Origin of the sequence: Anaerostipes sp. 494a (genome assembly GCF_001940315.1) — a bacterium.
GTDB lineage: Bacteria > Bacillota > Clostridia > Lachnospirales > Lachnospiraceae > Anaerostipes > Anaerostipes faecalis.
Genome location: NZ_MJIF01000001.1, coordinates 309,524 through 333,265, shown reverse-complemented (window position 1 = coordinate 333,265; position 23,742 = coordinate 309,524). Strand labels below are relative to the sequence as shown.

Genomic DNA, 23,742 nt, shown 5'->3' with positions numbered 1-23,742 from the left:
TTCTACGGATAGTTTATGTCAATAATGAAAAAAATCCAAAGATTATACTTTTTTCTTAGAATTTGGTATAAAAAAAAGATATAACCAGGATTTTATATTACAAAAAACCTGGTTATATTCATATATGATAAATTTCCTGATAAACGAAAATTTTATAAAATTATATTACCAATCTGATAGATTAAAAATGTTAAAATCCATGCAGTTGCTAACTGGAAGCACGCTGCAAATACCATCCATCTGGTACTTCCTGCCTCTTTTCTTATTGTTGCAAGTGTTGCTGCACATGGTATGTATAAAAGACAAAATACCATCAGACAAAATGCATTTAATGATTCAAATCCCAGATTTCCCAGAACGTCTGCGAACTGTAGCATACCTTCTCCTGAATTAATATTTGGAATTCCAAATAATACAGCGCAACTTGATACAACTACTTCTTTTGCAGATATTCCGGCAATCAATGCTACTGCAATCTGCCATATACCTAACCCGATTGGTGCGAAAAATGGGACAAGAATTTTTCCGATGGAGGCACCGAAACTTGTTGCCATATTCGTAGTGTAGCCATTTGCACCGAAGTTTAATATAAACCACATAATAATGGAAGCGATAAAAATGGTAGTTCCGGCTTTTGTTAAATAATCTTTAACTTTTTCCCATACATAGATTGCAATGGTTCTTGCACTTGGTGCTTTATATTCAGGCAATTCAATCAGTAAATAATTTGGACTGCTTTTTCGATCAATCAAGTGTATAATTGCAGCAATAATAATTGCCACCACTAATCCAATTAAATACATAGAATATGATACAATCATCGCATGCTCCGGGAAAAATACTCCTGCAAATAAAATATAGATTGGAAGTCTTGCACTACAGCTCATAAATGGAGTGATAAGCATGACTTTATATCGATCTCTTGGATTTTCCAAAGCTCTTGATGCCATAATTGCAGGAACAGTACATCCAAATCCTAAAATCATAGGAATAAATGCCCTTCCGGATAAACCTAATTTCCCCATAATTCCATCCATTACATAAGCAACTCTTGACATATATCCGCTGTCTTCAAGAAATGCAAGGGCAAGGAATAAAATAAAAATATTAGGGAGAAACGTCAATATCCCTCCTACTCCGGAAATAATCCCATCTACAATCAATGATTGAAGCATGGCACTGACTTTTATTGATGTTAACGCCTGAGAAACGGTTGCTGAAAAATATTCCAGACCAGCTTCAAAATATCCTTTTAACCAGTCACCAATGGTAAAGGTTAAAAAGAATACCAATGCCATAATACCAAGGAAAATTGGAATACTCCAGATACGATGAGTAAGTAATCGGTCTACTTTGTCTGTAAATGCTTCCTGACGATTTTTATTAAATAATACTTCATCTATTATTTCCTGAATAAAGTCATATTTTTCATTAATAATTTCTGACTCATAATTCTTATCTAAAACGTCTGGCATATCAACTGGATATTTTTCCATAACTTCTTTATCCATTTCCAGTTGTTTGATTGACAGCCAGCGATAATTATCTAGTCCAGGATAATGTTCTTCCATGTAATTCATGATCAGATCGATTTTATCTTCAATTTTATCTGAATAAACCATGGCATACTCAGAATGATGATCATGGGCATGATGTGAAACTGTTTTATGATCATGAACCAGATTGTCAGTTGCTTTCCCTCTTCCCTGATGATGTGCCGCGGCATGAAGTAATGTATCCAGTCCTGTACGTTTTCTGGCAGAAACCGGGATAACCGGAATACCAAGCATTTCCGGTAAACGATGTGTATCAATCTCCATACCTCTTTTTTGTACAATATCCATCATATTCAGTGCAAGCACAACCGGTTTTCCAAGTTCAAGTAACTGTAATGTAAGATAGAGATTTCGCTCCAAAGATGAAGCATCTGCCACATCTACGATTACATCTACTTCATCACTTAAAATAAACTGTCTGGAAACCTGTTCTTCCATTGTATAGGAAGTAAGACTATATGTACCCGGAAGATCCACAAGCCGAATACTTAAGTCATGATCACGAATAGCTCCCTCCATTCGCTCAACAGTAACTCCCGGCCAGTTTGCGACTTTTAAATTAGCACCTGTATAAGCATTAAATAACGTTGTTTTCCCGCAATTGGGATTTCCAATAAATCCGATGGTTAAATCCTGTTTCATTGTTCACTCCTTACCTGGATGTTCCTTGTAATATTCCGTCCTAAAGCAAAACGTGTTCCACGGACTTTAACAATTAAGACTCCATGACTTTTGCTGTTTAAAATAGAGATACATGTTCCATGAGTCATACCAAGAGCTTCAAGGCGTTTTTCTATATTCATAGGCAGATCCATATGTTCAATTATGTACTGACCTCCGATTTTTCCATGACTCAATTCAAGCTGATCATTCAATTATTTGTCCTCCTATCCGATTAGTTCTATCTAACCGTATCCTATTATAGCAGAATATGACAGGTTTTTGATAACTTTTTTCAAAAAAACATAAAATTCTATTGACATCCGTTCAGCGCGTTTTTATTTTATGGAATAACTTTTACGCTTTAGCGTAACAAAATCGTTTCTAATGAAAAAAATCGCAGGATAATCTTCCCTGCGATTTTTTATATATAATTCAAGACTCGCTCGCGAGTCTTGGCGCGGAATTCGGGTCTGCATAGCAGACATACTTCCAATCCGAATTCCTGCGCATCCTCGCGGAGCGTATATCAGATGGGGGATTGAAACCCGCCACTGATACATAATTGTTGCTCACCGCCTACAGAGGCGGGAGTCATCCCTCATCTGATATAAATGAATCTTAAAGTCCAATATAATACAGTTTCTTTCATCATATTTATCTTTGATGAATAACAATTGTACCTCGATTACTCTTACTGATTTGAATTTTATCTTTTATAACTGAAACATTGGATGTACCTGCAATTAGCGTTGCTGTCAATGCGAAAGTTAAACTTTTTTTCATAAGTTCATCAATTGTTAGATTGTTGTGTTTCTCCATGTAGGTATCACTCCTTTCTGATAGTTCTATCTTATCAGAAACATGTGATTTACATATGTTTTGTTTATAAAAAAAATATGATTATTTGTTAATACTTTATTAAGTTAATGAACAAAGTATTTTTTCATTTTATAAACACTGTCTTAATATTCCTGCAATCTCATCTTTATCAAGTACCTTATATCCGCCGGTTAAAATCAAAGTCGCTTCTGTGATTCCATCAATCATTTCCACATTTACCCCAAGTTCTGAAATGTTCATAGAAAGCCCAAGTTCCTTCATCCATTTCTCCATCGCATTAAGTCCTTCCTCTGCAATCTGAGTATCTGTTTTGCCTTCTCCATCCACCTTCCAAACTTCTTCTGCAAATCTTACAAATTTAGCAATTCCGTATGGCATAATAAATCGATAGTACGGTAAAGATACTGCTGAAAGTGTCATTCCATGTGTAGCATTTGTATATGCTCCTACAGCCTGTCCCATCATATGTACCATCCAGTCCGTGCTCTTTCCTTTGGAAACCAAAGTATTTAGTGCCCAGGTTAGGTCAGTTTACAAGGAACTACACGCAGACCGTGAAACGGGCTGCTGACAACAAACGGCGCTATGCTCCCGGCTGGGTGCATAGCACCTGTTTGTTGCGGGGGTTTCCAAAGGGGGCAGCGCCCCATTTGGCACACGACTTTGCGGAGCAAAGTGTAGTGTGTTATACGCTCTGTCGGCGTTGCCCTGAAAATACCGTTGCCGCCGGGGAGGGCAAGGGCATTTGACGCGGCAGGAAAGCAGGGCTTTGTTTGGGGCTGGTAAGCCGGAAACAAAGGGCTGATTTCAGCAGCAGACAGGGCGTATTATGAAAGCCCCCGTCCCTCGTCCTCCGCCCCCGGCCTATGGGACAAAAAGTCCCAAAGCTCTGGACACCGTGACCAGATGTGTGGCCACACTCCGGGAAAAGTAGCAGGACGGCAGGAAACCGTCAAGGCTGAAATGAATGGGCTGACGCCCGGCCTTGACCGTTCCCCGCCGCCCCGCTGGATGGGTGGACAAGGTGGCCAATCCCTAAAAGTGTTTGGCCGCACTCGTTCATTTTGGGGCCTTTCTTCTCCCAAAATTGAAATGGGCGGGAAAGCCCTAAAATGGCTTTCCCGCCTTGATTACCCATTAGCAAAGACGGGCGAGACTGTCAACGGCGGCGCTGAAAGCGCCGTTCATCTTGACCGTTGACTGGCTCGCCTGGCTTTGCTACTGCCCGTAAGAGATGGAAAAACAAGATGGAAAACAAGGTTAAAAATGGTTGACAAGTCTATCGGATGTGTGTTATACTGTGCGACAGTTTGAGATTGGAAGGAGGCTTACGTGTGTTAATTTGTGTACGCTAATAAGCAATAAAAAGTAGAAGTACCTTTCCACATGATGGTGGGCTTTTTTTGCGTGCGTATGCAAAGGAACACGTAGGTTTGACACGAGCAGTCTTTGAACTGTATCGTGGTGTTTTTTCGTGCTTTGTTGTTATGCAGGCGTCTGCCCTCTCTGTGGGACAACGCCTGCTTTTTATTGCAGAAACAAAGGAACAATGCAATAAAAAAGGAGGTTCGCATTATGACCCAAAACAACAATTCATGGAGAAAAACTTATTTTACACTTCTTGCCGGACAAGCAATATCCTTTATTAGCAGCGGTATTTTGCAAATGGCCATTATCTTTTATTTGGTTGCGAAAACTAATTCTGCAATCATATTGACGGCGGCAACACTGATTGGATTTTTGCCGCAAGCCTGTTTAGGCCCGTTTGCAGGTGCTTTTGTTGACCGGCACAGCCGTAAAAGCGTAATGATTGGTGCGGATTTGATAATTGCCGCCGCTGGCGGTATTCTGGCGCTGGTGGCGTTTTACATGGAATTGCCCGTATGGTCTATTATGGTTGTCCTGTTAATCCGAAGTGCGGGAACTGCTTTTCATTCTCCAGCATTCAGCGCAGCAACACCTATGATTGTGCCAAAAGAGGAACTTACAAAATGCGCTGGTTACACGCAGACCATGCAAGCAGTAAGTGCGATTATCAGTCCAGCTGCCGCAGCGTTTTTATATGCTGTTTGGCCTCTTAATGCAATTATATTGTTAGATATTGTGGGTGCAATCCTTGCCTGTGTGACTGTTGCGATTTCGTCCATACCAACGCCTGAACTATGTCCAGAAACGAAAAGACAACAGTTTTTACAGGATATGAAAGAGGGGTATGTGGTATTAAAGCAAAACAGGGGCCTCTTTGCTCTGCTCTGGATTGGTGTAATTTATATGTTCTTTTATATGCCAATCAGTACGCTTTTTCCTCTCATCTGTATGTCATACTTCAAAGGAACACCGGCCCATGCCTCTGCCGCTGAAATTGCTTTTGCGGTTGGTATGCTGCTTGGCGGAGTCATTCTGAGCATTTGGGGCGGTTTTAAGAAACGGCGGTACACCATCGGTCTTTCCGTTCTCCTGATGGGCGTTAGCAATATGCTCTCCGGGCTTTTGCCGCCAGACGCATTTCTTGTCTTTGTTGTGTGCTGTACTGTTATGGGAATTTCCGCTCCATTTTACGGTGTGCAAAATGCGATTTTTCAAGAAACGGTCAAACCAGAATATCTGGGGAGAGTTTTTTCTCTACTGACAAGCGCCGCTTCCCTCGCCATGCCGTTTGGCCTTGTCATTTCCGGGCCTCTGGCGGAGCGGCTGGGAGTTGAGAAATGGTTTGTCATTTGCGGAATTGGCATTATCATCGTTGCGCTTGCCGTATTTTTACTACCCGGTTTGAGAGAGATTGACAATACGCAATAATCAACTGCACCTTTTTCTATTACTAAACAAAATGCCTGGATGGTGGTTCTGAAAAACCAGAACCGCCGTTCAGGCATTTTTTATCTTCGTCCTCTCTGCGGTTTTGGATTCTTCAGCAAGTCGGATTTTTCCGCAATCTTTTTCAGCCACTTCCGTTCTTCTACTGACAGCTTCCTAAAATTCAGCTTGAGCCGTTTGCAGATAAACGCCAAGTACGCTTGTTCCGTGTCGCTGTCCTGGCTGACGATTTCACCAGCAGTTTCCAGCATTTCTTTTAGCGGGTTATCCTCTGGGACGCTGAAAAAATCGTCCTTGTGTGTTTCCCGCAGAGCAAGGGCAATCCCGTTTATGTCCCGTTGTATCACATAGCGGCAAAACTCGTCCTCATCAATATGGGCGGTGATAAGCTGTCTTAACTGCGTATCACTCATGCCAGGATTATGCTTTTTTATAACAGTTGCGCTCATCGTGTCCACTATGGCGTTTGCACCCTGCGCCTGTTTCAGTGCCGTTCCGTTCACATAGATTTCAAGGTCAGCCATCAGCCGGGGGAAATCCGGGTGCGCCGCCAGCTCACACAGCAGGGTATTGTCTATCCTCCCGCTTTTCAGCAGGTCAATCATTTCATCACTCAAACGCAGGTCTGCAAGATCGGCGTTTGGGTGATTTTTCATTTCAGACAGCCCCAGCAGATAATCAGCGGTCACACCGTAAAACTTCGCCAGCCGGATAAGGGCATAGTGGCTGATGTCCTTGAAGTCTTCCGTTTCGTAACTGCCCAGCGCAGACTTGGAAAGCCCGGTCTGCTCCGCAAGCTGCCCCAGCGTCAAGCCACGCTCCACACGTAGGTCTTTTAATCGCTCTTGTATGGATAAAGACATATTCACCCTCCTTGCTAGCTCAACGAAAGAGAAGCCGTTATGCTATGTACTATGCTCATAGCATAACGGCATAGGCATTTACAGTTTTATTTTACCATTTGCTACATCTTCACGAAATTTATCAACAAGCTTCGCTGTCAGCTTGGATTTACCGTAGTGTTCAAGTACAAAAGTACGATAACTTTTTCCATCTACAAGCACATCACTTTTTCTGGTCAACAACCAATTTCCGTTACCTCCTCCCTGTTCTCTAATATTCCAGTCTTTCCCATATCTTTTATAGATTTCATCTTTTTTACCTTGAACAGACATTGATTCGCTTGGAATATAAACAATTTGCATAATAGCTCCTCCTTTATTTTGTGCAAGAAGACCAGAAACCTGAATTTGTCTTTTATCTTTTTTTGATTATATCACAAATCCGAGAGCGTGGAAATAGGGAGTTTTTCAGGCTGATTTCCTACCTCTTGGATATACGGCACAGGCGGTCAAAAAGGTGTAGACTTGGGATAGTTCATCGATGGACAAGCACCTTGGAAACAGAACACGCCAAAGAAAACGGAGGGACGCATGAGCAAAAGACCCTATCAACACCTGCCGCCGCTGGAACACAGGCCGGACGGCTCCCCCTACCGCATAACCCCGCCCCAGAAGAGACGAGCCAGCGGCCTGATACGCCGGGAGTGCTGCAACTGCGAGGACGGAAACTGCCTTGCGCTGGACGATGGCGACACCTGCGCCTGTCCGCAGATGATTTCGTTCTCCGTCTGCTGCAAGTGGTTCCGCTGGGCGGTCTTGCCGCTGGACAGGACGCTGGAAGCGGAGATTTACCGGGACAGGGACTTGAAACGCTGTGCGGAGTGCGGCGGTGTGTTCGTCCCGAAGTCCAACCGGGGTATAAAGTTATACTTAAGTATGTACAATAAATATTAAATAAGAATGTACAAATGTTATGATATATGAGTTACAAGGAGGAACTCATAATGATATTAAAGAATCAGATCATAACAAACATAAAAATAGAAAGTGTCAATGACCTGTACAAACTAAAACCATTTTTGGAGGATGGGACATTGAAAATCAATAAAAGTCAAATAGCAAGAGAATTGGAGGTAGACAGACGTACAGTAGATAAATATATAAACGGATATACGAAACCAGAAACAAGGAACTGTAATGATTGCATTACACCATTTTATGATATTATTGCTGAATTGTTATCAGACAGAAACCAACAGGTATTTTACTACAGAAAAGTTTTATGGCAGTATCTTGTAGATAACCATGGCTTTACAGGTGTTTACTGCAACTTCTGCCATTACCTTAGAAAATATCCTGAATTCGATTCATATTTCAGAAAAGGCAGACCTTCCAACACTAATCAGGTAACCGTTCGATATGAAACGCCTATGGGTAAGCAGGCTCAGCTAGATTGGAAAGAGTCGATTCCGTTTACTCTTTCTTCTGGAGAAACTATAGATGTAAATGTTTTTGTTTTATTGCTTTCATATTCAAGATTCAGGGTATACAGAGTATCCCTTTCCAAGACGCAGGATATACTCTTCTCGTTTCTTGATGATGCATTTGAAACATTTGGTGGTGTACCCGCTGAAATAGTTACAGATAATATGAAAACTGTTATGGATGAAGCAAGAACAGAATATTCTGCCGGTAAAGTAAATAATAAGTTTCAGCAATTCGCTGATGATTATGGTTTTAAAGTTCAGCCGTGCATTGCAGGGCATCCCCATACGAAGGCCAAGGTTGAGGCTCCTATGAAGATACTTGATGAAATAAGGGCTTATAATGGAAAGTTAAATTACCAAGAACTGGTTGAACTAGTAACAAGAATTAACAATCGTGTGAATGCACAGGTGAACCAGGGAACCGGAAGAATTCCGCTGATGTATTTTAACAGAGAAAAGGCTTTCCTAAACAGCCTACCCGCTGATACCATAAGAAAGCCTTATCAAATCACCACAAATACCGTAAAAGTCAATCATTCAAGCATGTTTTATTACAAAGGATGCCAGTACTCTGTCCCACCAGAGTACGTAGGAAAGATTGTTTCTTTACAGGTATATGATGGTTATATACATGTGCATTGTAACACAGAATTAATAACCATTCATCAATTAAGTTCAAAAAAATTGAATTATATTTCTGAACATTATGCTGCAATTGCTAGAAAATCCCATATTTTCAAAGATGAACACATAATGGACAGAGCAAAAGAAAATCTTGAGATAATAGGAAAGGTTTATGATTATGAGTAATAGTACATACAATCAGTTAACAGCAAATCTGGAATTGTTAAAGTTAACCCAGATGAAACTTCATCTTGATGAAATAAGAGATTTTGTAACAACAAACGGATTATCATTTACGGAGGGTCTGTTAAAGCTCAGTAATTATGAAGTGGATTTTAAAGAACAGAATGCTTCACGGTCTATGATAAAGGCCGCAGCATTTCCATTTGTAAAAGAGCTTAAAGATTACGACTTTGAATTTCAGCCAAGTGTGAATGAACAGGAAATGAGGGAGCTTGCAAGTCTTGGCTTCCTCGAAAAGAATGAAAATATAGTATTTCTTGGACCGAGTGGCGTCGGAAAGACACATCTTGCAACTTCTATCGGTATTGCAGCCGCAAAAAAGCGAGTAAGCACATATTTTATAAAGTGCAATGATCTGCTCCAACAGCTAAAGCGGGCAAAACTGGAAAACAGGCTTGATGCAAGATTAAAGCATTTTTGTCATTACCGCCTGCTTATCATTGACGAGCTTGGATATCTGCCTATTGATAAAGAGGATTCAAATCTATTCTTTCAGCTTATAGATATGCGATATGAAAAGAAAAGCACTATATTAACAACAAATATGAACTTTAATGAGTGGGATGGAATATTTTATGATGCGGTTGTTGCAAATGCCATTATGGACAGAGTTTTGCATCATGCACATGTAATACCAATATCAGGAAAGTCATACAGGTTAAAAGACCACTTAAAACAAACAGACTAATTGTACATTTTTATATAATATTTTTTGTACATTAGGTCTTGACATTTTATACCGGGGCAAATACTGCCCGGACTGCGCCGCCAGAGTTCACAGGCGGCAGAAAACAGAAAGTGAACGGAAAAGGAGGTCTGCTGTGGACAGTTAAGAGCGGGAAAAGCCTTGATTTGCAAGGCTCCGCAAGCCCTCAACCGGGGCGGCTGGTATCATTTATCATTCGCCCCGGAAAACGGGCCTCTAACCGTCCACAAAACACGCTATGACAAACACGATTTATATTCACCAGCCGGAAAAGGCGTTCAGTTTCACCCGGCTCCCCAATTTCCTTTTTGAAGCACCCACATTCCAGCCCTTGAGCAACGAAGCGAAGGTGCTGTATGCCTTTGTCCTGCGCCGGGCGGAGTTGTCCCGGAAGAACGGCTGGGCGGACGAGTACGGGCGGGTCTACCTGTACTACCCCATCTGCGAGGTGGTCGCTTTGCTCCGCTGCGGGCGGCAGAAAGCGGTCAACACCCTGCGGGAGTTGCAGTATGCGGGGCTGGTGGAAATCCAGAAACAGGGCTGTGGAAAACCCAACCGCATTTACCCGAAATCCTATGAAGCGGTTCCAAACACCGACTTCAAGAAATCCGGTTATGGTACGCCGGAGGGCTGAAAACCGTACTTGGCGAGTACGAAAATCAATCCTCTTGAAGTACGGAAATCTGACGGTATATAGAAATACAGAGATTAAAACCATCTATTTACATTCATTCCATTCCAATCCTATCAGAGATATTTTCGGCGGGAAAACCCGCCGGAAAGGAATGGAATGGGGAAAGGAGTTCAATGGCACAACACGCAATTTTGCGATTTGAGAAGCACAAGGGCCACCCGGCGGGGCCGCTGGAAGCCCACCATGAACGGAAAAAGGAGCAGTACGCCAGCAACCCGGACATTGACACCAGCCGGAGCAAGTACAATTTCCACATCGTCAAGCCGGATGGCCGCTACTACCATTTCATTCAGAGCCGCATCGAGCAGGCCAGATGCCGCACCCGCAAGGACAGCACTCGGTTTGTGGACACGCTGATTACCGCCAGCCCGGAGTTTTTCAAGGGCAAGTCCCCAAAGGAGATAGCGGCCTACTTCCAGAGGGCGGCGGACTTCCTCATTGACCGGGTGGGCCGGGAGAACATCGTTTCGGCTATGGTACACATGGATGAAAAAACGCCCCATCTGCACTTGGTCTTTGTGCCGCTGACAAAGGACAACCGCCTGTGCGCCAAAGAAATTATCGGCAACCGGGCCAATCTGACGAAGTGGCAGGACGATTTTCACGCCTGTATGGTGGAGCAGTACCCCGACCTGGAGCGTGGGGAAAGCGCCAGCAAGACGGGCCGGAAGCATATCCCCACCCGGCTGTTCAAACAGGCGGTCAACCTCTCCAAACAGGCGAGGGCCATTGAAGCGGTTCTCTCCGGCATTACCCCGCTGAACGCCGGAAAGAAGAAAGAGGAAGCCCTCTCCATGCTGAAAAAGTGGTTTCCGCAGATGGAGAACTTCTCCGGGCAACTGAAAAAATACAAGGTCACAATCAATGACTTGTTAGCGGAAAATGAAAAGCTGGAAGTCAGGGCAAAGGCCAGCGAAAAAGGCAAGATGAATGACACGATGGAACGGGCGAAGTTAAAAAGCGAACTGGACGATATGCGGCGGCTGGTTGACCGTATCCCGCCGGAGATTTTAGCGGAACTGAAACGGCAACAGCGGCAGCATGGAAAGGAAAGGTGATCTTATAAGTAATATCAGATACAAAAAGGAAATCGAAATCGTGACTTTTCAGGGAAAGGTATAAAATGTCAAGACCTAATGTACAAAAAATATTATATAAAAATGTACAATTAGTCTGTTTGTTTTAAGTGGTCTTTTAACCTGTATGACTTTCCTGATATTGGTATTACATGTGCATGATGCAAAACTCTGTCCATAATGGCATTTGCAACAACCGCATCATAAAATATTCCATCCCACTCATTAAAGTTCATATTTGTTGTTAATATAGTGCTTTTCTTTTCATATCGCATATCTATAAGCTGAAAGAATAGATTTGAATCCTCTTTATCAATAGGCAGATATCCAAGCTCGTCAATGATAAGCAGGCGGTAATGACAAAAATGCTTTAATCTTGCATCAAGCCTGTTTTCCAGTTTTGCCCGCTTTAGCTGTTGGAGCAGATCATTGCACTTTATAAAATATGTGCTTACTCGCTTTTTTGCGGCTGCAATACCGATAGAAGTTGCAAGATGTGTCTTTCCGACGCCACTCGGTCCAAGAAATACTATATTTTCATTCTTTTCGAGGAAGCCAAGACTTGCAAGCTCCCTCATTTCCTGTTCATTCACACTTGGCTGAAATTCAAAGTCGTAATCTTTAAGCTCTTTTACAAATGGAAATGCTGCGGCCTTTATCATAGACCGTGAAGCATTCTGTTCTTTAAAATCCACTTCATAATTACTGAGCTTTAACAGACCCTCCGTAAATGATAATCCGTTTGTTGTTACAAAATCTCTTATTTCATCAAGATGAAGTTTCATCTGGGTTAACTTTAACAATTCCAGATTTGCTGTTAACTGATTGTATGTACTATTACTCATAATCATAAACCTTTCCTATTATCTCAAGATTTTCTTTTGCTCTGTCCATTATGTGTTCATCTTTGAAAATATGGGATTTTCTAGCAATTGCAGCATAATGTTCAGAAATATAATTCAATTTTTTTGAACTTAATTGATGAATGGTTATTAATTCTGTGTTACAATGCACATGTATATAACCATCATATACCTGTAAAGAAACAATCTTTCCTACGTACTCTGGTGGGACAGAGTACTGGCATCCTTTGTAATAAAACATGCTTGAATGATTGACTTTTACGGTATTTGTGGTGATTTGATAAGGCTTTCTTATGGTATCAGCGGGTAGGCTGTTTAGGAAAGCCTTTTCTCTGTTAAAATACATCAGCGGAATTCTTCCGGTTCCCTGGTTCACCTGTGCATTCACACGATTGTTAATTCTTGTTACTAGTTCAACCAGTTCTTGGTAATTTAACTTTCCATTATAAGCCCTTATTTCATCAAGTATCTTCATAGGAGCCTCAACCTTGGCCTTCGTATGGGGATGCCCTGCAATGCACGGCTGAACTTTAAAACCATAATCATCAGCGAATTGCTGAAACTTATTATTTACTTTACCGGCAGAATATTCTGTTCTTGCTTCATCCATAACAGTTTTCATATTATCTGTAACTATTTCAGCGGGTACACCACCAAATGTTTCAAATGCATCATCAAGAAACGAGAAGAGTATATCCTGCGTCTTGGAAAGGGATACTCTGTATACCCTGAATCTTGAATATGAAAGCAATAAAACAAAAACATTTACATCTATAGTTTCTCCAGAAGAAAGAGTAAACGGAATCGACTCTTTCCAATCTAGCTGAGCCTGCTTACCCATAGGCGTTTCATATCGAACGGTTACCTGATTAGTGTTGGAAGGTCTGCCTTTTCTGAAATATGAATCGAATTCAGGATATTTTCTAAGGTAATGGCAGAAGTTGCAGTAAACACCTGTAAAGCCATGGTTATCTACAAGATACTGCCATAAAACTTTTCTGTAGTAAAATACCTGTTGGTTTCTGTCTGATAACAATTCAGCAATAATATCATAAAATGGTGTAATGCAATCATTACAGTTCCTTGTTTCTGGTTTCGTATATCCGTTTATATATTTATCTACTGTACGTCTGTCTACCTCCAATTCTCTTGCTATTTGACTTTTATTGATTTTCAATGTCCCATCCTCCAAAAATGGTTTTAGTTTGTACAGGTCATTGACACTTTCTATTTTTATGTTTGTTATGATCTGATTCTTTAATATCATTATGAGTTCCTCCTTGTAACTCATATATCATAACATTTGTACATTCTTATTTAATATTTATTGTACATACTTAAGTATAACTTTATAGGAAAGGAAATCACACTGGAAAATCTCTCCCCGGTGTTCACGCCGGAACAGGAAGCAGCCAAACGCCGGGAACTGGAACAGCAGCTTTATGAGGTGTTCCGCAAGTACGCCGACAAGCGGGAGAGTGAGGAAGCCGGGACATAAGGTTTTCCAAACCCATCATTGATTTGCGGGGCTGCTGGCGGTATAATAGAACTGTCAGCAGCTCCGTTTCTTTTTTAAGAAAAGGAGCGACAATATGAACAATCGGATAGACGCAATCTATGCAAGACAATCGGTAGACAAAAAGGACAGCATTTCCATTGAAAGCCAGATTGAATTTTGCAAATACGAGTTGAAAGGCGGTAACTGCAAGGAATACACAGACAAAGGGTACAGCGGCAAGAACACAGACCGTCCGAAGTTTCAAGAACTGGTGCGGGACATCAAGCGGGGCTTGATTGCAAAGGTCGTGGTTTACAAGCTCGACCGTATCAGCCGTTCCATTCTGGACTTTGCCAACATGATGGAGCTGTTCCAGCAGTACAATGTGGAGTTTGTGTCCTCTACGGAAAAGTTTGATACCTCCACGCCGATGGGACGGGCCATGCTGAATATCTGTATCGTGTTCGCCCAGCTTGAACGGGAAACGATACAGAAGCGGGTAACGGACGCTTACTACTCCCGCAGTCAGCGGGGCTTTAAGATGGGCGGGAAAGCCCCTTACGGCTTCCATACGGAGCCTATCAAGATGGACGGTATCAACACAAAGAAGCTGGTGGTAAACCCGGAGGAAGCGGCCAATATCCGGCTGATGTTTGAGATGTACGCCCAGCCCACAACTTCCTACGGGGACATTACCCGGTACTTTGCCGAACAGGGGATTTTGTTCCATGGCAAAGAGCTGATACGCCCCACGCTGGCGCAGATGTTACGCAATCCTGTCTATGTGCAGGCAGACCTTGATGTGTACGAATTTTTCAAAAGTCAAGGTACAGTCATTGTCAATGACGTTGCCGATTTTACGGGCATGAACGGCTGCTATCTGTATCAAGGGCGAGATGTAAAGGCCAGCAAGAAAAACGACTTAAAAGACCAAATGCTGGTACTGGCTCCCCATGAGGGTATCGTCCCCTCCGACACCTGGCTGACCTGCCGCAAGAAGCTGATGAACAACATGAAAATCCAGTCTGCCCGGAAAGCCACCCACACATGGCTGGCAGGAAAAATCAAGTGCGGGAATTGCGGGTATGCTCTTATGAGTATCTACAATCCCTCCGGCAAACAGTATCTCCGCTGCACGAAACGGCTGGACAATAAAAGCTGTCCTGGCTGTGGGAAAATCATCACTTCGGAACTGGAAGCGGTTGTTTATCAGCAGATGGTAAAGAAGCTGGCAAGCTACAAGACGCTGACAGGAAAAAAGAAAGCGGCAAAGGCAAACCCGAAAATCACCGCCCTGCAAGTGGAACTTGCCCATGTAGACAGCGAGATTGAAAAGCTGGTGGACAGTCTGACGGGGGCAAACAATGTCCTGTTCTCCTATGTGAATGTGAAGATAGCGGAACTGGACGGGCGCAAGCAGGAACTTCTGGCAAGGATAGCGGAGTTGACTGTGGAGGCCATCAGCCCGGAACAGGTCAGCCAGATTTCCGGCTACCTCGATACCTGGGAGAATGTATCTTTTGATGACAAGCGGCGTGTGGTGGATTTGATGATCACCACCATAGCCGCCACAAGCGACAGCTTGAACATCACATGGAAAATCTGACTGGCGGCACCCCTCCCGTCAGATACCTACCCTGTGTAGTCCCTTGTAAACTGTACTTTGCTGTCCACATAATATTGGAACGAGCCTCATAATCCTCAGGATTTTCTACAGCCATACGTGATGATTTGATGAGTCCTCTCATTAATCCTTCACTGATGTAATCACTGGTATTGTCATCGTTTCCGGAGAAGTACTGCTCACAGATATGATTGAAAATATCATAGATACCTGCAACCATCTGTTTCTTTGGCAAAGAATAAGTGAATTTAGGATTTAAGACTGCAAATTTGGGCATAATCTTCGGATCAGCAAACACATGACCAATTTTAAGATTCTGTTTATGATTTGTAATAACCGCACCAGCATTCATTTCAGAACCTGTTCCAGCCATTGTAAGCACACATCCAACCGGAAGTATCTCACAGTCAGGCTCATCAAATTTGATATAATATTTCTCCCAAGGGTCCTCGCTGCAGTTTACAGATACTGATACCGCCTTTGCATAATCACAGCAGGAACCACCACCAACTGCAAGAAGTAAATCCACTTTGTTATCTCTTGCAATCTTTATTCCTTCGTACAGCTTTTCGACTGTAGGATTCGGCATAACACCACCATCCTCATATATCTCCTTGCCATTAGCTTTAAGGATTGATACAACCTGATCATAAATACCATTTTTCTTAATGGACCCTCCACCATAAATAAGCTGAACATTCTTTCCGTATTTTTCAAGCTCTGATCCTAAATTTTTAAGTGCATCCTCTCCAAAATATAATTTCGTTGGATTTTCATAAATAAAATCACCTAACATACGTTCTTTTTCTCCTTTACTTATTTTTATCCATTATCTTCTTTATAATACTTCCTGAACCCATCTCTTAAGATCATCTGCTGAATTTCTTCCATTCAAGAGTTTTCCTTTCAAAATGACTGTATCTGTAGCAACAGACTTTTTTAATCCATCAATGGTTTCCCCAAATCCACTTCCACCGGATGTAGCAAACAGGATAATCTTTTTCCCGGAGAAATCATAACTTTCAAGAAATGTATTGATAATTGTTGGTGCCACATACCACCAAATCGGAAATCCTAAAAAGATTGTATCATAATCTGCGATATTTGCGTTTTTATCAGCAATATCCGGTCTGAAATTCTTATCATTCATCTCAATACTGCTGCGAGACTCTTTGTCCATCCAGTTAAGATCCGCTTTTGTATATGGAACTTCTGGTCTGATTTCATAAATATCAGCACCAGCTGCCTCAGCTAGATTCCTGGCTACGTTACCCGTTGTACCACTTGCACTGAAATATGCTACTAATATTTTGCTCATTTTTACACCCGCTTTCAAAATTATCAATTACAGTTTTCCATACTGCCCATCTACTGGTTCAAGAAGAAGTCCTACATCCACAAGCCCTCTTTCCATTCGATTTTTAACCTGGTCTGCTGTCGCAGTATATATCTCAAATTGTACTCTGGGATATTTCTTTTGAAAGTTACCAATTAGTTCTGATACAACCTGCATGGATGCAAGTTCTCCTGCACCAATCGTAATCTTACCTTCTATCTGATCATCCTGTAGCAAAAGTTCCTCAGTTGTCTTATCCACCAAATCAAGGATTTCCTCTGCCCTTCGTCTAAGTAAAAGCCCCTCATTCGTTAAGGTAATTTTTCTTGAACCTCTATAAAACAGTGTCACACCAATTTCTTCTTCTAATGCTGACAACTGACGACTTAATGTAGGTTGTGTAATGTGTAGTACATCCGCCGCCTTTGTTATGCTTTCTTCTCGAACTACTGTTAAAAAGTACCGTAATACTCTAATCTCCATGAAATCACCTCATAGACATTATAATAGACCGATGCTTTTGGGGCAATAATTCTTTCGATTCATTTGTTCCAGTGTTTACTTAGTCTTCACTGATTTCAAAAATATTTAGTTTTTACTATCGTCATTCGTGTCTATTTTCTCTACCAGATCTTCTATCGACCGATTGATCTCATCAGGGACATCCGTATTGGAATTGTGTCCTGCATTTTTAATCCATTCCATTGTATATTCTTCCTCTGATGTATTTTCATCTATTACCTGATTTACAATTCTGAATCCGCAATACTGATAAAACATTACTGCCCTTGCATTTTTCTTATAGACATTTAAACTCAAAATATCTCTTGTCTCCATAACAGCTTGAAGCAGCTCCGTTCCGATACCTTGGGATTGCTCCGTATTCTTCACAAATATTCCTGCGATATAAGTATCGATCAAACCAATAAATCCTCTGATCTTACCATCTGCTTCTGCCACAAATACTTCGGCTTTTGGTATCATCTCTTTGACAAATTCATAATTACTTCTCCAATAATCTGATTCTATAAAAGAATGTGCTTCCGTGTTGGCATGGAACCATATGGACATTACTTCATCCAAATCATTATGTTCAAATCTTCTTATCATTTCCGCATTCCATCAATCAAATTATAACTCATATCAAGGAAGTCCAAAATCTTTGATTCATCTACTGTTCCATCAAGCAAAATCGTGATCCAATGCTGCTTATTCATATGATATCCCGGCAGAAAACCATAGGTCTGGATAATCACGCCTACCATTTCCGGATCGCACTTTACATTCAGGATCTCTACGATATCATTTCCATCCAACCCAAGCTTTGATTTCTCAACACTCATAACAGCTGCATACCATTTTCCATTTTTGTGACGTAGCACAGCACTATCTGGAGAACTGCGCCATAAGTACTCCGGCAATGTTCCGTACTGCTCCTTCACATATTCAAAGATTTTTTCTCTATCCACTATCTACTCACCCCTGAATGTTCTTGTATCTTGACAATAATCATACCACATTTTTACATCCTACACTACCTGTTAAGTTTCTTAAATGCTTTTGTATTTATTATCTCAACTTTCAATGCTTTTTTCTGTTCTTTTCATTTGAGATTATCTGTACGAATCCCTTTTTTTCCCAAACAACAAAATCCCAGAAGATTTGACTCCTCTGGGATTAATTGCATTGCTCCAAATAAAGATATTAGTTTCCTTATCATTTTATTATTATTTTCTTTTTTAAATTATCCATTAATACCATCGAACCATCGGTAGTTCGTTATTTATTCCCTTCGAAAATAAAATCTGGTGTACATCTATAATACCGTTATGAAAAGTTGCCGCACACGCCGATAAATACAAATCCCACATTCGTACAAAACGTTCATCAAACATCTTGCGCACCTCATTAATGTGATCTTTGAAATTTTTTTCCCAACATAGCAAGGTACGATTATAGTGCAAGCGCAGATTTTCCACATCTATCGTATGAAAGTTATCCTCAGCGGCACAATATAGCATTTCCCGCAAGCTTGGTATCACTCCCCCTGGGAAAATATATTTTTTAATCCATGCATCTCCAGGGTATTCTTTTAAGGCACTGATATAGTGAAGAAGATACAGCCCTCCATCTTTTAATACCTTGTTTATGCAATCATTAAAAAGCTGGTAATTCTCCCTGCCTACGTGTTCTACCATACCGATGCTGACTACGCGGTCGAATTGTTTTCCCATCTTTGGAAGATCTCGGTAATCCATCAACTCTACCGTAAGGTAATTTTCCAGACTTTCCTCCTGTATTTTCTGTTTAAAAGCTTTATATTGTTCTCTGCTTAATGTAATTCCTGTCCCGCGAATTTTGTATTTTTTTGCAGCCTCTATTAACAGGAACCCCCATCCGCAGCCAATATCCAAAAGTGTCATGCCTTCCTCCAAATATAACTTTTGCAAAATATGCTCAACTTTATTCTTCTGCGCTTCATATAGGGAGTCACTTGAGCTCTTGAAATATGCACAGGAGTAACTCATTGTCTCATCCAGCCAAAGCCTGTAGAAATCATTTCCAATATCATAATGGGTAACAACTTCTTTTTTCTGATTCTTTTTTGAAGTTGTCAATTTTCGGTTGGAATCTCATTCATTGAGATTCCGAGAAGTTATTCAAGTGTATCACTGTCAAGAATTACTCTCTTGACTATTTGAGCATTTTCCCGGTCATATTATGTATTTGTAAACTTCAAGTTTTCTAAGCTGCATCTCCATACGACTTAATACCTTTCATCCATAAAATCTTCTCTGGCTGGATACAAATCTCTTCGCAACAAATCTGTACTCCATCCTAATCCCACACTAACTGCAACTATCACAACATTCTACATACTTTTTCATCTTTATAAATGATTATTTCAATTCGTATGTATTGTCTCCACTAATTTTTCTATCAATTGATTTATTTCCTCAGGAGCATCCGTGTTAGAATTATGTCCTGCATTTTTAATCCACTGAATCGGAATTCCCGTTTTCTTATTCCATGCTTTATTATATCTAATGCAGGAGCCCGCATGATCTTTTTCCCCGCATATCAAAAGGGCAGGGCATTTTATCTTATAAGGCAAATCTGCTTCCATGGCATCCGCCAGCATATGAAAACCATGTCCTGACAGTTTTGCATATCGTTCCTGATCTCCGTCGTATACCATCATGATGTCATACATCAGTTTTCGTCCATATTCAGTAGTTGCAACTCCCTTTGTTCCGGAGTTCAAGAGGGATTTCCATGGATAATGCCGATATACCGGTTCCATTCTTTTCAACAGCCAAATTTCAGCGGCAGTAACATACTCCCGCTGTAACGGTGCAGAGTCTATCGAAATAAATCCTTTTAGTTTATCCGGGTATTTCTCAGAATATGCCTGTCCTACATAACCGCCCATAGATTGTCCGATGATAACAGGTTTGTCAACGTTCTCCAAATCCAAAATTTCATTCAACCATACGGCCTTATCCATTAACGAAAAATCCAGTTCAAACGGCCATGATGCAGCATGTCCCGGAGCATCCCAGACAAATACATTATACTTATTTTCAAATTCTTTAATCTGTTTATCAAATAATCTGTGGTCTGCCGTTAATCCCGGCAAAAAAACAAGTGTAACCAACTCTTTTTTCACTTCATTTGAAATCCAGTAATGAATGATTCCTTTACTTGTTTGATATGTCTTTTCTATCATTATTAAAAACCTCTATTCATTATTTATTATACTTTTATCTCTCTGCAAGACAGCTCTTGATCCTGCGTACCCCTCTGTCAAAAAATTTTTAATTCACCTGATATATGATACCATCATTTTTTTAGATATAAAATAACAGGTAACATAAACAGTAAAACTGCAGTTATACTCAATGCACTTATTGCTCTTTTTGGAATGCATTCGGACATTGTCATTTCCTCCAAATTCAATTTTCTATTTCTTCCCCATCTGTAAATTAATCCTTATCTTTATCATCAGATTCTTTTTTGACATGTCTGCTCTCCTATACTCCTCATGGTCATAAGAAGTAATTATTTCTGATCATCCTATATGTACACTTATAAGTTATTATAAAATGTAATCTTCACCAAATCAACTTCTTTATCCCCAAATTGGAATCATTATACATACATCTTCTTAATGGTATTTTTCTAGGAAAATTCTCTGGTTACACAGTACTGTATCACAGATTCCATCTGAGGTGAAACCCATTTATCCCTGTGATATAATAATTGTTTCCATACTTCAATTTCAAAATCATCTACATTTAAATATACCATCTTTCCATCAGCAATACTTTTTGCTGTGACATAATCTGGTAAAAATGAAATTCCTGCACCTTGTTCAATGAGAGAACATATCAGGCTTGTACTTCCAATTTCTAATACCGGCTGTATTTCCAAAGATATTTCAGCTAGCTTTTCATCCATTAATCTTCGATAACTCATACCTTTTTCTGTTAAAATAAATGGATATCGAATCAATTCCGGAATGGAAATTGATTTTGACTGAGCTAATGAAGAGTTCGCACCTGCTACAAAATGTACTCCCACTTTTTCCTCTTTTACAATTTTATATTCCGTATTGTAAATATGATTATCCAAAGTCAGAATTGCATCCACTTCATTGTGGTTGATAAGTCGAAACATTTCTTCTGTACCAGCAGGAATGATTTTAAGAGAAATTCCAGGATGCTGTTTTCTAAAATCCAGAAAATTATCACTAAATAAAGAATTACATAAAGAATCTGCCATGGCAAGTCGAACATTACCTTTAATTTCCTGTTCGGTCTGCATGGTTTCTTTTATTTCCTGGGTTAACTTTTTCATTTGATGGGCATAGTTTAGTACTTCTTTTCCTTTTTCTGTTAAAGCAATGGTATGATTGATTCGCTCAAACAATTGTACATTTAATTCGGATTCCAATTGTTTAATTTGAAATGATATCGTTGATTGGGAATAGCCAAGTACTTCTGCTGCTTTTGTAAAGCTATTTAATTCCGCTACATGAATAAAGGTATTTAAATTTTTAAAATCCATTCTGTCCTCTTCTTAATTTATCTAATATTTCGATGCTTTATATTATAATTATCAATTTTACAGATGTTTGTTTCTACTATATACTAATTTATGGAGAAAAACAATCGTATTGAGGAGAAAAGAAACATGGAAATGATAAAAAAAATATATGAATTATTATGGGGAGATTTGATTAAACTTCCATTACCAGGCGGCAGTTCCATCGGCTTATCTCTTTTAGTCCTTATTCTGATACCGTCAGGAATTTATTTTACAATCAGGACAAAATTTCTTCCATTTCGTTTATTTCCAGATATGCTGCGAATTGCAACAGAAAAACGAAATGCATCTCATAAAGATTCCATTTCCGGATTACAGGCGTTAATTATTTCAACTGCCACAAGAGTTGGGATGGGAAATCTGGTAGGTGTAGTAGCTGCAATTTCAGCAGGCGGTGCAGGGGCAGTATTCTGGATGTGGATTACTGCATTATTAGGTTCTTCTACAGCATTTATTGAAGGAACACTGGCACAGCTTTACAAAGAAAAAGATCCATTATATGGAGGATACAGAGGCGGACCGGCTTATTATATTCATAGTCTTTTCATAAAAAAAGAATCCAGGAGGAAACATTCTCTCATTGCAGTACTATTTGCTATTTCTGGATTAATCTGCTGGTGCGGGATCAGTCAGGTCATCGGAAATTCTGTTTCATCTGCTTTTAACAATGCATTTCAAATTCCGCCTATATATACAACTACGGCTCTCGTCCTTGTTGCCGCAGTTATTGTTCTTCGAAAGAATGCAACGGTAAAAGTACTGGATGTGGTCGTTCCAGTAATGGCAGGATGCTACTTTTTTATTACTATATTTATTATTGTAAAAAATGTTCAGTATCTGCCTGGTGTATTCCAACGGATTTTTTCAGAAGCGTTCGGGTTTCGGCAGGTAGCTGCGGGAGGTTTTGGAGCTGTTCTTATGAATGGAGCCAAGCGAGGTTTATTTTCCAATGAAGCCGGTTCTGGTTCAGCACCTTGTGCAGCAGCTGCTGCAGATATCAGTCATCCTGCAAAAGAAGGACTTCTGCAGGCACTGGGAGTGTTTATTGACACGATTTTAATCTGCAGCTGTTCAGCTATGATTATGCTATTAACTCCAGAAAAACTAACAAAAGGTCTTGCAGGAATGGATTTATTACAGACTGCCATGAGATATCACCTAGGCGAAACAGGTGTCATTTTCATTGCGGTTATTTTATGGATGTTCAGTTTTTCTACATTTATAGGAATTCTTTTTTATGCACGATCAAATATTGCATATCTTTTTGGGGATCACTGGATTGCACAGACCTTATATAAAGTTGTTGCACTTATTATGCTGTTTATTGGTGGCCTTGCCGCATACACATTTGTATGGGATCTGGGTGATATCGGGGTAGGTCTGATGACAATTTTTAATATGATTGCATTGATTCCATTATCCAGACATGCATTAAGCAGTTTAAAAGACTATGAGAAAAAAATGAACGATAAATCATAATCTCCACTGAAAAGTGGAGAAATCTATCGTTCAATATCTATTTCATAAACTGCAATTACATTCATTTTTAATATATTTTAAAATCAAAACTCCCTTCAATATAAACAACAAAAACGCTACGGTAATTGCATACGGCTGTCTCGCCATACCTAAAAACAGCACAATCAAAATGCTTAGTATGAACGAGCATGCTGTGTATCAAAGAACATAGAAAATTGTAAGAAACGCACTGTCACATACATGACACACTTCGTAACAACCGCATAAATAATGGCATCAAAGGGTGCA

At 40.3% G+C, this 23,742-nt stretch carries 19 protein-coding genes and 6 pseudogenes; 9 read left to right on the top strand and 16 right to left on the bottom strand.

Annotation, left to right across the window (positions count from 1 at the left end; translation table 11 throughout):
* Positions 1–152: 152 nt before the first annotated feature.
* The 4 genes and pseudogenes from feoB to BHF70_RS01760 form a co-directional block, all read right to left on the bottom strand.
* Positions 153–2,198: a ferrous iron transport protein B gene (gene feoB, locus BHF70_RS01770; protein ID WP_075758628.1), complete on the bottom strand. Its 2,046-nt coding sequence runs from the start codon at positions 2,196–2,198 to the stop codon at positions 153–155.
* Entirely contained in the window at positions 2,195–2,431 is a 237-nt protein-coding gene (locus BHF70_RS01765; protein WP_269145778.1) for a FeoA family protein, read from the bottom strand. Before BHF70_RS01765 ends, feoB begins: the two co-directional genes overlap by 4 nt.
* A gap of 442 nt (positions 2,432–2,873) precedes the next feature.
* Positions 2,874–3,038 carry a hypothetical protein gene (locus BHF70_RS12485; RefSeq protein ID WP_192846089.1) on the bottom strand — a complete coding sequence of 55 codons (165 nt, stop codon included), beginning with the start codon at positions 3,036–3,038 and terminating at the stop codon, positions 2,874–2,876.
* 129 nt (positions 3,039–3,167) lie between these two features.
* Positions 3,168–3,581, bottom strand: a pseudogene (locus tag BHF70_RS01760) (iron-containing alcohol dehydrogenase); the annotation flags it as partial.
* A gap of 1,053 nt (positions 3,582–4,634) precedes the next feature.
* Between BHF70_RS01760 and BHF70_RS01745 the strand changes: the two are divergent.
* On the top strand, positions 4,635–5,855 hold the full coding sequence (locus tag BHF70_RS01745; protein WP_002584949.1) for an MFS transporter: 1,221 nt from the start codon (positions 4,635–4,637) through the stop codon (positions 5,853–5,855).
* Between the two features lie 80 nt (positions 5,856–5,935).
* Here the strand turns inward: BHF70_RS01745 and BHF70_RS01740 are convergent, their stop codons facing one another.
* Complete coding sequence (locus BHF70_RS01740; protein WP_002575858.1) at positions 5,936–6,736, bottom strand: helix-turn-helix domain-containing protein; 801 nt, start codon at positions 6,734–6,736, stop codon at positions 5,936–5,938.
* Positions 6,737–6,814: 78 nt separating this feature from the next.
* Positions 6,815–7,078: a hypothetical protein gene (locus tag BHF70_RS01735; protein WP_002575859.1), complete on the bottom strand. Its 264-nt coding sequence runs from the start codon at positions 7,076–7,078 to the stop codon at positions 6,815–6,817.
* Between the two features lie 228 nt (positions 7,079–7,306).
* On the opposite strand from BHF70_RS01735, the gene BHF70_RS01730 reads away from it, so the two are divergent.
* The 6 genes and pseudogenes from BHF70_RS01730 (at position 7,307) to mobV (ending at position 11,527) form a co-directional block, all read left to right on the top strand.
* Positions 7,307–7,669: a cysteine-rich VLP domain-containing protein gene (locus BHF70_RS01730; protein ID WP_075758625.1), complete on the top strand. Its 363-nt coding sequence runs from the start codon at positions 7,307–7,309 to the stop codon at positions 7,667–7,669.
* A gap of 50 nt (positions 7,670–7,719) precedes the next feature.
* Positions 7,720–9,002 (top strand): annotated as a pseudogene (gene istA / locus BHF70_RS01725) (IS21 family transposase).
* Positions 9,003–9,004: 2 nt separating this feature from the next.
* Positions 9,005–9,757 carry an IS21-like element helper ATPase IstB gene (istB, locus tag BHF70_RS01720; protein WP_075760490.1) on the top strand — a complete coding sequence of 251 codons (753 nt, stop codon included), beginning with the start codon at positions 9,005–9,007 and terminating at the stop codon, positions 9,755–9,757.
* A gap of 52 nt (positions 9,758–9,809) precedes the next feature.
* Positions 9,810–9,902 (top strand): annotated as a pseudogene (locus BHF70_RS01715) (cysteine-rich VLP domain-containing protein); the annotation flags it as partial.
* A gap of 111 nt (positions 9,903–10,013) precedes the next feature.
* Positions 10,014–10,409, top strand: coding sequence for a replication initiator protein A (locus BHF70_RS01710; RefSeq protein ID WP_002575861.1), 396 nt, complete (start codon positions 10,014–10,016; stop codon positions 10,407–10,409).
* 173 nt (positions 10,410–10,582) lie between these two features.
* Positions 10,583–11,527 (top strand): MobV family relaxase, encoded by a 945-nt coding sequence (gene mobV, locus BHF70_RS01700; protein ID WP_002575862.1) that lies wholly within the window; start codon positions 10,583–10,585, stop codon positions 11,525–11,527.
* A gap of 110 nt (positions 11,528–11,637) precedes the next feature.
* Here the strand turns inward: mobV and istB (BHF70_RS01695) are convergent, their stop codons facing one another.
* The gene (gene istB, locus BHF70_RS01695) at positions 11,638–12,390 is read right to left on the bottom strand and encodes an IS21-like element helper ATPase IstB (RefSeq protein ID WP_075760490.1); all 753 of its coding nucleotides are present in this window, start codon (positions 12,388–12,390) and stop codon (positions 11,638–11,640) included.
* Positions 12,391–12,392: 2 nt separating this feature from the next.
* Positions 12,393–13,675 (bottom strand): annotated as a pseudogene (gene istA, locus BHF70_RS01690) (IS21 family transposase).
* A 325-nt stretch (positions 13,676–14,000) separates the two neighbouring features.
* Between istA (BHF70_RS01690) and BHF70_RS01685 the strand changes: the two are divergent.
* Positions 14,001–15,512, top strand: a complete 1,512-nt coding sequence (locus BHF70_RS01685) for a recombinase family protein (RefSeq protein ID WP_002575864.1) — start codon at positions 14,001–14,003, stop codon at positions 15,510–15,512.
* 46 nt (positions 15,513–15,558) lie between these two features.
* Here the strand turns inward: BHF70_RS01685 and BHF70_RS01680 are convergent.
* The 8 genes and pseudogenes from BHF70_RS01680 to BHF70_RS01645 form a co-directional block, all read right to left on the bottom strand.
* A pseudogene (locus tag BHF70_RS01680) lies at positions 15,559–16,326 on the bottom strand (iron-containing alcohol dehydrogenase); the annotation flags it as partial.
* 42 nt (positions 16,327–16,368) lie between these two features.
* Positions 16,369–16,848: a flavodoxin gene (locus BHF70_RS01675; RefSeq protein ID WP_075760489.1), complete on the bottom strand. Its 480-nt coding sequence runs from the start codon at positions 16,846–16,848 to the stop codon at positions 16,369–16,371.
* Positions 16,849–16,875: 27 nt separating this feature from the next.
* A complete protein-coding gene (locus tag BHF70_RS01670; protein WP_083638233.1) occupies positions 16,876–17,349 on the bottom strand; it encodes a LysR family transcriptional regulator in 474 nt (157 codons plus the stop codon).
* A 105-nt stretch (positions 17,350–17,454) separates the two neighbouring features.
* On the bottom strand, positions 17,455–17,976 hold the full coding sequence (locus tag BHF70_RS01665) for an N-acetyltransferase (protein WP_083638232.1): 522 nt from the start codon (positions 17,974–17,976) through the stop codon (positions 17,455–17,457).
* On the bottom strand, positions 17,973–18,335 hold the full coding sequence (locus BHF70_RS01660) for an MmcQ/YjbR family DNA-binding protein (protein WP_075758623.1): 363 nt from the start codon (positions 18,333–18,335) through the stop codon (positions 17,973–17,975). Before BHF70_RS01660 ends, BHF70_RS01665 begins: the two co-directional genes overlap by 4 nt.
* A gap of 282 nt (positions 18,336–18,617) precedes the next feature.
* A pseudogene (locus BHF70_RS01655) lies at positions 18,618–19,481 on the bottom strand (class I SAM-dependent methyltransferase); the annotation flags it as partial.
* A 290-nt stretch (positions 19,482–19,771) separates the two neighbouring features.
* Complete coding sequence (locus BHF70_RS01650) at positions 19,772–20,596, bottom strand: alpha/beta fold hydrolase (protein WP_075758622.1); 825 nt, start codon at positions 20,594–20,596, stop codon at positions 19,772–19,774.
* A gap of 452 nt (positions 20,597–21,048) precedes the next feature.
* Positions 21,049–21,936 (bottom strand): LysR family transcriptional regulator, encoded by an 888-nt coding sequence (locus BHF70_RS01645; RefSeq protein ID WP_075758621.1) that lies wholly within the window; start codon positions 21,934–21,936, stop codon positions 21,049–21,051.
* A gap of 126 nt (positions 21,937–22,062) precedes the next feature.
* Here BHF70_RS01645 and BHF70_RS01640 point away from each other — a divergent pair, with 126 nt between their 5' ends.
* On the top strand, positions 22,063–23,454 hold the full coding sequence (locus BHF70_RS01640) for an alanine/glycine:cation symporter family protein (RefSeq protein WP_083638231.1): 1,392 nt from the start codon (positions 22,063–22,065) through the stop codon (positions 23,452–23,454).
* Positions 23,455–23,742 lie beyond the last annotated feature (288 nt).